The organism is Streptomyces sp. NPDC101166 (assembly GCF_044768125.1).
In the GTDB taxonomy this organism is placed as follows: Bacteria; Actinomycetota; Actinomycetes; order Streptomycetales; family Streptomycetaceae; genus Streptomyces.
The window spans coordinates 72,551-87,025 of the sequence record NZ_JBIWPF010000010.1; the positions used below are offsets into that span (position 1 = coordinate 72,551).

Below are 14,475 nucleotides of genomic sequence, written 5' to 3' on the forward strand. Positions count from 1 at the left end.
ATGCGACTTCGTACGACGACCGCCGTGGTCAGCGGTGTCTCCGCGCTCGCGCTGCTGACCGGGTGCGGCGCCGCCGACATGACCAAGCAGGCCTCGCCGTTCGCCAACGCCCAGGGCTCCAAGTCCGTCACCCTGTCGGTGCAGTCCTGGGTGGGCGCGCAGGCCAACGTCGCCGTCGCCCAGTACATCCTGGAGCACGAGCTCGGCTACCGCGTCGACACCGTGCAGGTCGACGAGGTCCCCGCCTGGGACGCCCTCAGCCAGGGCCGCGTCGACGCGATCCTGGAGGACTGGGGCCACCCCGAGCAGGAGAAGCGCTACGTCGACGACAAGAAGACCATCGCGCGCGGCGGCGAACTCGGCGTCACCGGGCACATCGGCTGGTTCGTGCCGACGTACTTCGCCAAGCAGCACCCCGACGTCACGAACTGGAAGAACCTCAACAAGTACGCCGAGCAGTTCCGCACGCCCGAGAGCGGCGGCAAGGGCCAGCTCATGGACGGCTCCCCGTCCTACGTCACCAACGACAAGGCGCTGGTGCAGAACCTGAAGCTGGACTACCAGGTGGTCTTCGCCGGCTCCGAGGCCGCCCAGATCACCCAGATGAGGCAGTTCGCCAAGGAGAAGAAGCCCTTCCTGACCTACTGGTACGCCCCGCAGTGGCTGTTCGAGAAGGTCCCCATGACGGAGGTCCAGCTGCCCCCGTACAAGGAGGGCTGCGACGCGGTGCCCGACAAGGTGGCCTGCGGCTACCCGCACACCCCGCTGGAGAAGTACCTCAACGCGGACTTCGCGAAGAAGGGCGGCAAGGCGGCCGCCTTCCTGAAGAAGTTCAAGTGGACCACCGAGGACCAGAACGCGGTCTCCCTCATGATCGCCGACCAGAAGCTCACCCCCGAGGAGGCGGCGAAGAAGTGGGTGAAGACCCACGAGTCGACCTGGCGGTCCTGGCTGAGCTGACCCGGACGGGGCCGCCTCACCGTGGGCGGCCCCCGGCCGGTTCCTCCGGCCCCCGACATCGCCCGAATGAAAAAGGGCGGGCGTCGAAGTTTTTCTCACCGGAAGTGAAAACGTCGGTTAGAGTCGGCGCATGAGCACTAGTGACCCCATATCGCGCGTGGCCCTCAAGAAAATCACCCCCGATGTGTCCACCGCGATGGGCGCCCTGCACGGCGCCGCCGTTTCCGCCGCCCGCGATGCGAAGGTCGAACCGGAGATCCTGGAACTGATCAGGATCCGCGCCTCGCAGATCAACGGGTGCGCGTTCTGCCTCGACATGCACACCAAGGACGCCCGCTCCCAGGGGGAGACCGAGCAGCGGATCTATGCCCTCAACGCCTGGCGGGAGACCCCGTTCTTCAACGGACGGGAGCGTGCCGCGCTGGCGTTGACCGAGGCGGTGACGCTGGTCCACGACGGCCGGGTGCCGGACGACGTGTACGCGGAGGCGGCCGAGGTCTTCGACGACGAACAGATCGCGGCGCTGATCTGGGCGGCCACCGTCATCAACGCCTACAACCGGATCGCCATCGCGACCCGGATGGTTCCCGGGGGTTATCAGCCCGCCGCGAAGTGATGCAACGGCGAATTCGGGCATCGGCTTTTTCCGCCGATGCCCTTCGCGTTGCCGTCGCTTTCTCGACGCTTTGTCGTCGATTCTTTTCCCGCTATGTGTGCGGCAGCGGCTCCGTGAGGTTATCCAGCCAGTTACGCCATTCCGCCGCCTTTGTCGCGGGGCCCGCCTTCATGGTGTCGTCCGTCCAGCTCGTCACCGGGCGGATGCCGTGCAGCGCGTTCACGAGCCACACCTCCCGGCCGGACAGCTCGGCCACCGTGCGCCTGCGGTGGGCGACGGGGACCGCCGAGCGGGCGGCCCGCTCCTGGATCAGTCCGGCCGTCACCCCGGGCAGCACGGGCGCCCCGTCAGGGGGCAGACAGAGGGTGTCGCCCTCCCACCACAGCACGCTCGCGGTCGCCGACTCCAGCACCGTCCCCGACGCGTCCACCAGAGGAGCCTCCTGGGCCCCCTCGGCGACGGCCCGCGCCCGCACCCCCGCCAGGGCGTCCAGGTCCGGGCCCTTGTGCCGGGGCACGCCGCGCGGGTCGGGCTGACCGGCCGACCACAGCCGCACCTGCGTGCCGAGCGGCGGCGCCTTGCGCAACCGCAGCCGCAGCTCCAGCGACCCGGCGGCCAGCTCCACCCGGGGGAACCACTCACCCGTGCGCGGCAGCGCGGCCGTCATGTCGTGCCAGAACTCCACCAGCCTGCGCGGCCCCGGCCCGCCGGGCTCCCCGCACGCCCCGGACTCCGCGCAGGCCCGCAGGAACCGCTCCCGGTGCCGCCCGTACCCGCGCACGCGGCCCTCGGCCAGCAGCCATGAGTCCGCCACCAGCAGGGGCTCCGCCGACGCCCGGCCCGAAGCGTGGTCCGACGTCTCCTTCGCCGCCCCGTCCGCCCACGGCGTCGGGCCCCCGCCCGGCGTCCAGGTCAGCAGCCCCTCTTGCGCGGCCAGTCGTGCAGTCACCCGTGCCTCCCGCTCAGTACTTGCCGCCCGCCACCGCCGGCGCCCCGTGCCGGGGACCGTACGGCGCGTGCTCCAGCCACGACCCGCACGACGGCAGCACCGGCGCGAGGGCCGCCGCGGCCCGCTGGCGGAGCCGTACGCTCCGTCGCCGCGGCCGCAGATGGTCCAGCGCGATCCCCGCGGCCTCGCTGTTGAACAGGCCCGCCGCCCGCCGTACGGCCGCGAACTCTTCCACCGCCTCGGCCGTGCCGGCCGCGACCGCCTCGGCCGCCGCCGCCGCGTCCGCGATCCCGCTGTTCATGCCCCGTGCGCCGAACGGCGGGAACAGATGCGCCGCCTCCCCGGCCAGCAGCACCCGCCGGTGCGGATCGGTGAAGGAGGCCGCCACCTTGCGCAGAAAACGGTACGTCGACACCCACAGGATCCGCTCGGCGTACCCCTCGCCCACCACACCGGGCAGCCAGCGCCGTACCGCCTCCTCGGCGCCCCAGTCCTCCTCCGCGTCGTGGTCGTGGCACTGCAGGTCCACCTGGAAGCCGCCGGTGAACGGCACCCGCATCACACTGCGGCCGCCGACGCCCGGATGCTCGTAGTGGAACACCCGCTCCAGCGGCAGCTCGCCTCCTGGCACGTCCGCCACGTCCGCGACCACGTGGAAACCCTCGCCCCGCGTCCCCTCCAGCGCGATGCCCAGCGCCTCACGGACCGCCGAGCGCGCCCCGTCCGCGGCGATGACGTACCCGGCGCTCCACTCCCTGCCGTCCCGGGCGGTCAGCGAGACACCGGCCGCGCCGGTCTGGACGCCCACGATCCGCGCGCCCCAGACGAACTCCACGCCCTCCCGCTCGCACGCGGCGCGCAGGAAGCGCTCGGTGTCCACCTGGCGCAGGCTGGTGAACGGCGGCAGCCCCGACGGGGGCGGGAACGTACGCGCGTACACCTCGCGGCCCCGGTACAGAGTGCGCCGGGTGTGCCAGGTCCGGCCGTACCCGGTGATCTCGGCGGCCAGCCCCGGGCACATCCCGTCCAGCAGCCGCAGCGTCTCCCGGTGCACGAACAGGGCCCGGCTGCCCGGCCGTTCACGGTCCTTCGGGTCGGCCTCCAGCAGCACCACGGGCAGCCCGCGCCCGCGCAGCGCGAGCGCGGCCGACAGCCCGACCGGGCCGGCGCCGACCACCACGACCGGGGTCATGCGCGCGCGCCCTCGGCCAGCATGCGGGTGATCTCCACCCGCTTCACCTTCCACGTCGCGGTCATCGGCAGCTCCTCGAACCGCCACTGCCGGGGCTCCGCCATCGCGGGCAGGTCCGCCGTCGCCTCCCGCCAGCGCTCCGCGTCCAGCGGCCGTTCGCCCCGCACGCACACCACCGGCACCGGCTCCCGGTCCACACCGGGCACGATGACCACCTCACGCAGCTCCTCCAGACGCGACATCAGGACGTCCTCGACCTCCAGGTTGCTGTGCACCGAGTCGATCTTGTCCACCTCACGGTCGATCAGGTGCAGCACCCCGAACCGGTTCCGGTAGCCCATGTCGCCCATCTGCCACCACTCGCCGTCCAGCTGACGTTCGTAGGTCTCCCGCGCGCCCAGGTAGGTGAGGATGCGGCCCCGTGTGCGCGCCTCGATCCGGCCCGCCACACCGGGCGCGACCGGCCGGCCTCGGTCGTCGGTGACACGGATCCGGGTGAAGCCCGGGATGCCGCTGCCCACCCGGCGACCGTCCGCGCGGGCGGCGCTGCGCCGGGTGAACCACTGGAAGGCCACCGGGCCCGTCTCGCTCTGCCCGTACAGCTGGATCAGCCAGGGCGCACGGCGCTTCGACGCCTGCAGCAGCCGCCGCACCGTGCGCGGATGGATCGCGTCGAACGTCGAGCCGTACGACCGGACCCGGGACAGCGGGGCCCCAGGCGCGTCGGCCAACTCCTCCCAGAGCACGAAGGTGTTGGGGTGGGTCTCGACGATCCCGGGGCGGTGCCTCGACAGCAGCGGCCCCACGTTCGCCGGTTCCGGGTCGGTGATCAGCACCAGCGGACTGCCGAAGCGCAGCAGGACGCCGAGCAGGTGGTAGAAGCGCGAGTGCACGAACGACATGTGCAGGGCCGCGGTCTCCCCGCGGGTGGGCCAGCCCATCGCCTGCTGCGGCACCAGCCGGTTCCACATGGTGTTCGCGCAGTGCACGGCCAGCTTGGGGATGCCGGTGGTGCCCGAGCTGTGCGTGATCAGCGCGGGTTCCCGCGGATGGAGCCGGACCGGCGGGGGCGGCTCGGCCCCCGCGTACTTCCCGAGGGGCTCGGCGTACGTCGCGGAGGGCGCGGCGGGCTGCCCCGAGGACGCGCCGGACGCCCCGGCTTCCCCGGACGCTCCGGCTTCCCCGGAGGCCCCGGCCACCGGCGCGTCGTCCACGGTCAGCGTCCGCCGCACCAGGCAGGACACGTCGACGTCGGCGAGCGGACCCGCCAGCTTCGCCCGGTCGGTGATCAGCCACGGCCGGCGCAGCCGCGCCAGCAACTGCCCCACGACCGGCCCCGACAGCCCGGGCGACAGCAGCGCGGGGACCGCGCCGATACGGGAGATCGCGCAGGTCAGCAGCACGATGTCCACGTTGTCGGTCTTGTGGACGGCCACCTGCTCCGAGGGCCGTACCCCCGCCTCCCACAGCCTGGCCGACAGCTCCTCGACGACGTCGGCCAGGACCGCGTAGCTGAGGTCCACCCCGCGGGCCGGGTCGACGTCCAGCGGCCGGTCCAGGGTGACGAAGACGGAGCCGTGCCGGTCGGCCGCCCGCCGGAACAACGGGCCGAGATAGAACCCGCGGTCGGCGAGCAGGGACTGCTGGGACATGCGGCTGTTCCTTTCACTTCGGTCGTGCGGCTCTGAGGGGGTGCGCGTCCGGTCGCGCCGGGTCACCACGCGCCCTTGCGGACCAGGTGACGGCGGAGCTTGCCCGTAGGGGTGCGGGGCAGCGACGGGACGAAGCTGACGCTGCGCGGCACCTTGAAGGCGGCCAGCCGCCGGCGCGCCAGCGCGATCAGGTCGTCCTCCAGACCGGCCGGCGCCGCGCCGCGCGGGACGACGAACGCCCGCAGCCGGCTGGCGCCGCCACCGTCCCGCACGGCCACGACCGCGACCTCCCGCACCGCCGGATGACCGCGCAGCGCCTCCTCCACCTCCAACGGCGAGACGGTGATGCCGCCGACCATCTCCATGTCGTCGGAGCGGCCCAAGTGCCGGTACGTGCCGTCCGGTTCGCGGCGCGCCCGGTCACGGGTGGCCAGCCAGCCGCCGACCAGGGTCCGTTCGGTCTCCTCGGGACGGTTCAGGTAGCCGGACGTCACCGTCGGGCCGCGCACCCACAGCTCGCCCTCGGCGCCCTCGGGCAGCGGACGCCCGTCACGGTCGCGGATCTCCACCTCGAAGCCGGGCACGGGACGGCCCACTGTGCCGGGGCGGTTGTGGGCCACGCTGTTGGCGCAGAAGGCGTGCCCGGCCTCGGTCGAGCCGATCTGCTCCAGCACCGGCGCGCCGAGCAGAGCGGTGACCTGTCTCTCCAGTACGGCGGGCATGCCCTCACCGGCCGACACGGCGGCCCGTACGGAGGCGAAGCAGGCCTCGTGCCCGTTGCCGCGGTCGGCCGCCAGGGCGGCGTACCCGGACGGCACGGAGTAGAGCAGCGTCACCCGGTGCCGGACGACCAGCTCGTCCACCGCCGCCGGGGTGGGGCGCCGGTCGGTCAGCACCGCGGAGGAACCGGAGAAGAGCGGGAAGACGAAGGCGTTGCCGAAGCCGTAGGCGAAGTACAGCCGGGACACCGACAGGGTGACGTCGTCCTCGGTGATCCGCAGCAGCCGTCTGCCCACCAGCTCGTGGTAGAGGCGCGGGTCGCCGTGTCGGTGCACGACCCCCTTGGGGGTGCCCGTGGTGCCCGACGTGTACTGGATGTACAGCGCGGTGCGCTCGTCGACGGGGTGGGCAGCGGCCGGCTCGGCGAAGGGCGCGAGCGCGAGGAGCTGGTCCGCGCCTAGCTGGGCCCGGCCGGCGAACCGGCTCTCCAGACCCGGGCCGGTGACGCACAGGACGGCGTCGGTGTCCTCGGCCATGAACGCGTGCTCCCGGGCCGGGAGTTCGGGGTTCACCAGGACCGCGGTGGCTCCCGTGCGGGCGACGCCGAGGAAGGCGACGATCCAGGCGATGCCGTCCGGCAGGGCGAGCAGCACCCGGTCGCCGGGGCGCACGCCGTGGTCGGCGAGCACGGTGGCGGCGCCGGCCGCGAGGGCGTGCACCTCGCCGTGGGTCCAGGTCCGGTGCCCCTGGTGGAAGGCGGCCCGCTCGTGCCAGCCGCGCTGCCCGGCGAGCACGGCGAGGTGCGCCGCGAGGTTGCCGGGGACGTGGAGGTCGGCCGGGGACAGCGTGGACTGCGGTGACGTCATGGGGCCGGCTCCGGGGTGACGATCTGGGAGGTTTGCGCGGTCCGGGCGTCGGCGCGCACCGTGGACGGGCGCTGCTGGGGGCCACGGGAGGCGGCGACCGGCTCCCGGCGCTGCCGGGCCGGCGGCCGCTCGGCGGACGGCCGTGCGGGCGGCAGAGCGGGTGGCAGCGATGACGGCGGGGCCGCCGGCCGGGCGGCCGCCCTCGCCGGCTGCCGGCCGGCAGCCGGGGGACGCCAGGCCAGGGCGGCGGCGTGCGCCCGCGTCTGCCCGGCCGTCTTCAGCAGCATCTCGTCGTACTCCGCGGCCGGGTCGGAGTCGAGGACGATCGCCCCGCCGGCCCCGACGCGCATCAGCCCGTCGGCGATCACGGCCGTGCGGATGACGATGCTCAGATCGGCGTCGCCGCCGCAGCCCAGGTAGCCGAGGGCGCCGGAGTAGACCCCGCGGGCCTCGGTCTCCAGGTCGTCGATGATCTCCATCGTGCGGAGCTTGGGCGCGCCGGTCATCGAGCCGCCCGGGAAGCAGGCGCGGACGCAGTCCACCGCGTCCCTGTCCTCGCGCAGCCGGCCCTCGACGGTGGACACGAGCTGATGCACCGTCGTGTACGTCTCGGTCTCCATGAGCCCGGTCACCCGGACCGTCCCGGTCCGGCAGAGCCTGCCGAGGTCGTTGCGCAGCAGGTCGACGATCATCAGGTTCTCGGCGCGGGTCTTGTCGTCCGCGCCGAGCTCGTCCCGCAGCCGGGCGTCTTCCACGGGATCCTCGGCGCGGCGCGCGGTGCCCTTGATGGGCCTGGCCTCGGCCACGCCGTCCCGGGTGATGCGCAGGAACCGCTCGGGGGAGGAGCCGGCCACGTCGAGGTCCCCGAACTTCAGGAAGGCCCCGTACGGCGCCGGGTCGCTGCGGCGCAGCACGCGGTAGAAGCCGAAGGCGTCGGGCGGCGCGGGCAGCCGGGCGGCGTCGGTCAGGCACACCTCGTAGCTGGTGCCGGCCAGCAGCTCCCGGCGGCAGGCGGCGATGTCGGCGAGGTACGTCTCGCGGTCGCGGACCAGCCAGGGTTCGGCTGCGGCGGGGTCCGGCTCCGCCGTCGGCACGGGCGGCGCGGGCAGGGCGGGGCCGGGTTCCGTGACCAGGCGGGTCAGCCGGGCGTGCGCCGTGTCCAGCCAGTCGGCGGCCTCCCGCGCGGCCTGCGCGGTGTCCTCCGCGAGGCAGACGGCGTAGGTGACGCCCTCCTCGTGGTCCACGGCGATCAGCCGGTCGGCGAAGAGCCAGCAGGCGTCGGGGACGTCGGAGCTGTGCCGGTTGGGGGAGCCGCAGTCGGCCTTGGTCTCGTAGCCGAAGTACCCGACGTAGCCGCCGGTGAAGCCGAAGGGCAGCTCGGCGGGGTCCACCCGGCGGCTCGCCAACTGCCGCTTCAGATAGTCGAAGACGCTCGCGCGGACCTTGCGCGGGGGCCTCCCGGGCCGCTCGATCTCGCAGCGTCCGGAGTCGACGTCGTAGCGCACGAACTCCGAGAGGGGACCGCTGCCGTCCCCGAAGAACGAGAACCGCGACCGCCCCGGCTCGACGAGTGAACTGTCCAGCCAGAACGCCCGCTCGGCCCCCGCGTACATCCGCCCGAAAGCGGTCTCGGCGTCGACTGCCCCCTCGACCCGCCGCCACTGCACCCGGTACCCGACCCCTTCGGTCCGCCGGGGGCGGGGGACCAGGGGAGCGGCGGGATGCGCCGCCTTGGCCGTGGTGCTCTCCGGGGCGGTCTCCGTGGGCGCGGGGTGCGGCGGGTGGGCCAGGGTGGCCAGCGGGAGCACCGTCGCCGTCGAGGTCACCGGCGCCGGTGAGAGCGGGGCCGGTGAGAGCGGGGCCGGGGAGCGCAGGACTCCCGCCGTCCGGGAGGCGCCCGCGGGGCGGGCGGTCGCGTTCAGGGGGACCGCGGTGTTCTTCGCGCGCAGCTTGCGCGCCCGCTCGGCCGTCAGGTTGCGGAAGTTCACCAGCATGCGGTGGCCGTACTCGGTGAGCACCGACTCGGGGTGGAACTGCACGCCCCACAGCGGCCGCGTACGGTGCCGCAGGCCCATCAGCACGCCGTCCTCCGCCCAGGCGGTGGCCTCCAGCGTGTCCGGCAACGGCTCGCGCACGGCCAGCGAGTGGTAGCGGACCGCGGTGAAGTCCTGCGGCAGGCCCTGGAACAGGTCACGGTCGTCGTGCCGCACGGTGGTCAGGTAGCCGTGCCGGGGCTCCGGCGCGGCCGTGACCTCGCCGTGCTCCCCGAGCGCGATCCCCTGGTGTCCCAGGCAGACGCCGAGCAGGGGCAGCGTGGAGCCGGCGATCACCCGGGCCGCGATGCCGAAGTCACGCGCGTTCTCCGGGTGCCCGGGTCCGGGCGACACCACCACGTTGTCGAACTCGGCGAGGTCGGGAACCGCTTCCGCCGGGGTGTCGTTGAGGATCACCACCGGTTCCTCGCCGTTGACCTCGGCGATCAGCTGGAACAGGTTGTACGTGTACGAGTCGTAATTGTCGATGAGCAGGGTCTTCACCCGCCCACCTCCCTCTGGTCGTTCCCGTCCTACGCGGTGCGTTTGTGCCGTCCGCGCAGCGCCTGAAGCGGTGGATACAGCCATTTCTTGAAAAATCGCTGGAGGCGCGGCATAAGAATCCAGGTGACGAGTCCCGTCACGCAGAGGCACAGCAACAGCGTACGAATGAGCGGATTGAGCGCGCCGAGATAGGGAAGCACGGTCACATTGAATATGAGCACCGGTGGAAAAACGGCGCTCATATTCACGAACCAGAGCTTCCATTTCGACGGCGGAGCCGGTGGGGCGGGCTGTGGGGCCTGGGAGTCGAACCAGGCCTTGCCGCCACGAACACTCTTGCGGCCCGCCTGCCGGGAGAACCCGACGGCCTCGACGTCCCACTGCCGGCGAGCGCTCGACTCCTCCCAGGCGGCCACGTCGCGCTCGCTGGCGAAGCGGTAGACCACATGCCATTCCGCCTCTCCGTCAACAAGGACGCCACCTCCCAGAAAGCCCGGTTGCCGGGCGCTCGCGGCCAGCATGGCCCAGCCCCAGGAGTGGAAGTCCGACTCGTGGCCCGGCACCACGTGGTAGGCCACGGTGACGGTGACGGGATTACTGGTCACGCTTTCGAGTACGGCCGGAACAACCGCTGTGTTCAAGCTTCAATGAACTTTTTTCGGCCGCCGGTAATGTCGATCTTGTGACGTTTTGGGACAGGCTCCTTTGTTATGTCGGTCGATCATCCGGGGTAACTTCTGATGGAATTCTGGAAAGCGCTTGCGGCGGCGGACGGAATGGCGCATCATTCCCGCGCACCTCCGGAAAGGGCCCGGAAAGAACCCGAAAAGGGCCCCCGGAAAGGGCTCCGCGATCCCTTCATGGCCTCTCCCCGATGCCTCCCTGAGTCCTCCGCAATCCCTCCACGTGACCCCCGCGAGGCCTCCGGACGGCCGAACGCACGCGCGGTGAAAAAGACGTCGCTCGCATGGTGGACGCGCGCCCTTGCCGTCCGTACCCGGCCGGTAGGCTGACCACGGGCCGTGACTGGCGCGCTGGGATGGGACGGACCATCGGGGAGCGGCCCGTGTGAGACGAGTGCCGTGCGCCTGGGCCGAGCCGTGAACCCGTGACCGCTTCTCAGCACCCACGCCACCCGGAGGCCGACGAGATGTCAGAGCAGCAGCCCCTCTCCACCCAGTCCACCGCCTTCCGCGCCGCCCTCGACGTCGTCCGCGCCGTGGAGCCCCGCGTCGCCGACGCCATCGGCCAGGAGGTCGCCGACCAGCGCGAGATGCTCAAGCTGATCGCCTCGGAGAACTACGCCTCCCCGGCCACGCTCCTCGCGATGGGCAACTGGTTCAGCGACAAGTACGCCGAGGGCACCGTGGGCCGCCGCTTCTACGCCGGCTGTCGCAACGTCGACACGGTCGAGTCCCTCGCCGCCGAGCACGCCCGCGAACTCTTCGGCGCCCGCCACGCCTACGTCCAGCCGCACTCCGGCATCGACGCCAACCTCGTCGCCTTCTGGGCCGTCCTCGCCGACCGCGTCGAGGCGCCGTTCCTGGAGAAGGCCGGCGCCCGCCAGGTCAACGACCTCTCCGAGGCCGACTGGGCCGAACTGCGCCAGGCCTTCGGCAACCAGCGCATGCTCGGCATGTCCCTCGACGCCGGCGGCCACCTCACCCACGGCTTCCGCCCCAACATCTCCGGCAAGATGTTCGACCAGCGCTCCTACGGCACCGACCCGGCCACCGGCCTGATCGACTACGACGCCCTGCGCGCCTCCGCCCGCGAGTTCAAGCCGCTGATCATCGTCGCCGGCTACTCGGCCTACCCGCGCCTGGTGAACTTCCGGATCATGCGCGAGATCGCCGACGAGGTCGGCGCGACGCTGATGGTCGACATGGCCCACTTCGCGGGTCTCGTCGCGGGCAAGGTCCTCACCGGCGACTTCGACCCGGTGCCGCACGCCCAGATCGTCACCACCACCACCCACAAGTCGCTGCGCGGCCCGCGCGGCGGCATGGTCCTGTGCGACGACTCCCTCAAGGACCAGGTGGACCGCGGCTGCCCGATGGTCCTCGGCGGCCCCCTCCCGCATGTGATGGCCGCCAAGGCCGTCGCCCTCGCCGAGGCCCGGCAGCCGTCCTTCCAGGACTACGCCCAGCGCATCGTCGACAACTCCCGCGCCCTCGCCGAAGGCCTCATGCGCCGGGGCGCGACCCTCGTCACCGGCGGCACCGACAACCACCTCAACCTGATCGACGTCGCCACCTCCTACGGCCTCACCGGCCGCCAGGCGGAGGCCGCCCTGCTGGACTCCGGCATCGTCACCAACCGCAACGCCATCCCCGCCGACCCCAACGGCGCCTGGTACACCTCCGGCATCCGCATCGGCACCCCGGCGCTCACCACCCGCGGCCTGGGTACGGCGGAGATGGACGAGGTCGCGGGGCTGATCGACCGAGTCCTCATCACGACGCAGCCCGGCACGACGAAGTCGGGCGCCCCGAGCAAGGCCTCCCACGTCCTCGACCAGAAGATCGCCGACGAGGTCGCCCACCGAGCCACCGACCTCGTCGCCGGTTTCCCCCTGTACCCGGACATCGACCTCGGCTGACCGAAACCTGCGAGCTCCGTCTCCTGTCAGAGATCGATGAGCTTGCGTCGCGGCTCGTGCGGCGGCCCGGACACCTCCGGCGCTGCCGCACGGCGTGTCAGAAGGGCCCAGCAGAAGCCCAGGGCGAGGCCCAGTGCGAGCGCGGGTATCGCCCACCACCAGCCGGTCCCGAGGGCCGGGTCGCCACTGGCGGCCGACCGGGCGACCGGCTCGTCCACACCGGCGGACGGCTTCGCGGAGGCCTTCGCCGCCCCGGGCGCGGGCCCCTCCGCCGCGCCGGACAGGCCGCCGGCCCCCGTGCCCGCCGATTCGCCCATGACCCCCAGCTCGGTGAACAGCGTCCGTAACCGAGCGGGATTCTTCGGCTGGTGCCAGGCACCAGCCGACGAGGTCCCCGCCGACGAGTCCTCCAGGGACGTCTCGATCCAGATCCCCCGGTCGCCGGGCCTCAGCCAGTACACCCGGTCCACCCGCCAGGGATGCACGTCATGCGCGAGCCACGTGATGTTGATCATGTGGCCCGTCACCTCGTCCAGCTTCGTGGGCCCCGCCCCGCCCGCTCCGCCCGAGTCGTGCAGAAGTCTGTCCAACCGGCCGTAGTCGTTGTCCGTGCCGTACAGCGAGGCCGTCTCCCGGCTCGTGGGCGAGGCCAGCAGCACACTCGTCGGCCCGCCCGCCGCCGAGGGCGTGGCGCCGAGCACCACACCCGCGAAGGCCAGCGCCAACGCCCCCGCAAGAGCGACCAGTTCACGCAACCAGCGCATCCGACACCCCCAGGTCCGAACCGGTGCGGCCCGCCCGCACTCGCCGTGTCACTTCTGGTACACCGCCCGGCCCGTCGGGGTTCCCACCTTTCCGGGCCGTTCCGGGCCGCCTCCGAGACCGTGCGTCAGGTCACCGACCGGGCGATCTCCAGGGCCCGTTCCCTGGATTCGACGCCTTCCAGACGGAACGTCAACTCGACGCCGTCCGCGCCGCGGTGGGTCCACAGCAGCGTCGGTCCGGCCGTGCGCTCCGACCGGGTGAAACGCTCGCCGTCCGCGCCCACCAGCCAGAACGTCAGCACATGCGGCTTCGGGAACCACAGGGCGTACTCCGGCACGACTTGGCCGGATTCCGCGCCGTCCCCGCCCTCGCCCAGCGGCAGGAACTCGGGCTGCTCCTCGACGGTCTTGACGAACGCGAAGTCCAGACCCGCCCGGAACTCGTCGACCTCGATCGTGCGCCCGCGCTCCCGTCGGCACAGGGCCACCAGGGACCGGTCTCCCGGCAAGGGCACCACCGTGACCGCGTCCGGCTCCCCGAACGCGCGCGGCACCACGGGCCGGAATCCCGCCTGCCGCGCGGCCTGACCGAGCGAGACGGATCCGTCACAGCCCGGTGCCGCATCCCGCGCGGACGGCACCGCGGACGGATCCACCCGCACCTCGACCCCGCCGAAGCCGAACCAGTCCGCCACGGACGCCCGCACAGGAGGAGTGAGCACGAGGACGGCGACCAGCCCGCACAGCCCGGCGGCTGTCGCCCGCCACCGCGCCCTCGCCCGGCGGCGCGCCGATCTCAGCCACTCGGCGGGCCCCCGCGGCTCGGCCACCGGCACGGGCACCTGCTCGGCGAGTATCCGCCGGAGCACCTGCTCGACCACGGTCTCGCCCCCGTCGTCCCCCGGCCGGTCCAGCGCACGCCCGAGCGCCCGCAGCTCCTCCGGCAGCCCGGTGTCCCGGTCCTGTGCCCGCAGCTCCTTCGGCGGTCCGGCGTCCCGGTCCTCACCCATCGTCGTCACCTCCTCCCCGCACCCCGCCCTCCGGCAACAGCCGCCCCAGTTTGCGCAGGGCGCGATTCAGCCGGGACTTCACCGTCCCCCTCGGCCAGCCCAGCGCCTGGGCCGTCTCGGGCTCGTCCATCTCCAGCAGGTAGCGGTACGTGACGACCAGCCGGTGCTCCTCACTGAGCCGGTCCAGCGCGGACAGCAGTGCGAGGCGTCGCTCGCCCGCCACGGCCGCAACCGCCGGATCGGCCGACTCCGGTATCAGCGGCTCCGCCCCCGCCATCGCAGCCTCCCGGCCCGCCAGCGTCAGCCGCCGGCCCGCCGCCCGCACGGTGTTGCGCGTCTCGTTGGCGACGATCGACAGCAGCCACGGCCGGAACGACTCGCCGTCCCGGAAGCGCCCCAGCGAGCAGTACGCCTTGAAGAAGGCCTGCTGCACCACGTCCTCCGCGTCCGCGCCCGCGCCCAGCGCTCGGGCCGCCCTCAGCGCGATCCCCGTATGGGCCCGCACCAGGTCCGCGTACGCCTCCGGCTCCCCGGCGCGTACGCGTGCGATCACCACGGCCTCATCGGCGATGCGGCCCCCCTCCCGCGCTTTCACACTCTTGCTACA

The 14,475-nt window shown here is 72.7% G+C and carries 12 protein-coding genes and 1 riboswitch; of the genes, 3 read left to right on the forward strand and 9 right to left on the reverse strand.

The genetic code is table 11. The features are described 5' to 3' along the window. Together ACIRS4_RS19025 and ACIRS4_RS19030 are read left to right on the forward strand one after the other, a co-directional pair. A complete protein-coding gene (locus ACIRS4_RS19025) occupies nucleotides 1-960 on the forward strand; it encodes an ABC transporter substrate-binding protein (RefSeq protein ID WP_404196962.1) in 960 nt (319 codons plus the stop codon). 130 nt (nucleotides 961-1,090) lie between these two features. Next, complete coding sequence (locus ACIRS4_RS19030) at nucleotides 1,091-1,576, forward strand: carboxymuconolactone decarboxylase family protein (protein WP_404196965.1); 486 nt, start codon at nucleotides 1,091-1,093, stop codon at nucleotides 1,574-1,576. Nucleotides 1,577-1,667: 91 nt separating this feature from the next. Here the strand turns inward: ACIRS4_RS19030 and ACIRS4_RS19035 are convergent, their stop codons facing one another. From ACIRS4_RS19035 to ACIRS4_RS19060, 6 genes are all read right to left on the reverse strand, one after another. Continuing rightward, nucleotides 1,668-2,525 carry an aminotransferase class IV gene (locus tag ACIRS4_RS19035; RefSeq protein WP_404196968.1) on the reverse strand — a complete coding sequence of 286 codons (858 nt, stop codon included), beginning with the start codon at nucleotides 2,523-2,525 and terminating at the stop codon, nucleotides 1,668-1,670. A gap of 13 nt (nucleotides 2,526-2,538) precedes the next feature. After that, the gene (locus ACIRS4_RS19040; RefSeq protein ID WP_404196971.1) at nucleotides 2,539-3,717 is read right to left on the reverse strand and encodes an FAD-dependent monooxygenase; all 1,179 of its coding nucleotides are present in this window, start codon (nucleotides 3,715-3,717) and stop codon (nucleotides 2,539-2,541) included. Continuing rightward, nucleotides 3,714-5,369, reverse strand: coding sequence for a class I adenylate-forming enzyme family protein (locus tag ACIRS4_RS19045; RefSeq protein ID WP_404196973.1), 1,656 nt, complete (start codon nucleotides 5,367-5,369; stop codon nucleotides 3,714-3,716). Before ACIRS4_RS19045 ends, ACIRS4_RS19040 begins: the two co-directional genes overlap by 4 nt. Before the next feature lie 62 nt (nucleotides 5,370-5,431). Continuing rightward, nucleotides 5,432-6,955, reverse strand: coding sequence for an AMP-binding protein (locus ACIRS4_RS19050; protein ID WP_404196976.1), 1,524 nt, complete (start codon nucleotides 6,953-6,955; stop codon nucleotides 5,432-5,434). Beyond that, a complete protein-coding gene (gene pabB / locus ACIRS4_RS19055; protein WP_404196979.1) occupies nucleotides 6,952-9,492 on the reverse strand; it encodes an aminodeoxychorismate synthase component I in 2,541 nt (846 codons plus the stop codon). The genes ACIRS4_RS19050 and pabB overlap by 4 nt, the downstream gene beginning before the upstream one ends. 29 nt (nucleotides 9,493-9,521) lie before the next feature. After that, on the reverse strand, nucleotides 9,522-10,097 hold the full coding sequence (locus tag ACIRS4_RS19060; protein WP_404196982.1) for an antibiotic biosynthesis monooxygenase: 576 nt from the start codon (nucleotides 10,095-10,097) through the stop codon (nucleotides 9,522-9,524). A 407-nt stretch (nucleotides 10,098-10,504) separates the two neighbouring features. After that, nucleotides 10,505-10,593, forward strand: a riboswitch (ZMP/ZTP riboswitch). Nucleotides 10,594-10,642: 49 nt separating this feature from the next. Between ACIRS4_RS19060 and ACIRS4_RS19065 the strand changes: the two genes are divergently transcribed. Then, nucleotides 10,643-12,094, forward strand: a complete 1,452-nt coding sequence (locus ACIRS4_RS19065) for a glycine hydroxymethyltransferase (RefSeq protein WP_404196985.1) — start codon at nucleotides 10,643-10,645, stop codon at nucleotides 12,092-12,094. Between the two features lie 26 nt (nucleotides 12,095-12,120). Here the strand turns inward: ACIRS4_RS19065 and ACIRS4_RS19070 are convergent, their stop codons facing one another. The 3 genes from ACIRS4_RS19070 to ACIRS4_RS19080 form a co-directional block, all read right to left on the reverse strand. After that, a complete protein-coding gene (locus ACIRS4_RS19070; RefSeq protein ID WP_404196987.1) occupies nucleotides 12,121-12,858 on the reverse strand; it encodes a hypothetical protein in 738 nt (245 codons plus the stop codon). 125 nt (nucleotides 12,859-12,983) lie between these two features. Then, nucleotides 12,984-13,868, reverse strand: coding sequence for a hypothetical protein (locus ACIRS4_RS19075; protein ID WP_404196990.1), 885 nt, complete (start codon nucleotides 13,866-13,868; stop codon nucleotides 12,984-12,986). Further along, nucleotides 13,861-14,421, reverse strand: coding sequence for an RNA polymerase sigma factor (locus ACIRS4_RS19080; protein ID WP_404196993.1), 561 nt, complete (start codon nucleotides 14,419-14,421; stop codon nucleotides 13,861-13,863). The genes ACIRS4_RS19075 and ACIRS4_RS19080 overlap by 8 nt, the downstream gene beginning before the upstream one ends. Between the last annotated feature and the right edge of the window lie 54 nt (nucleotides 14,422-14,475).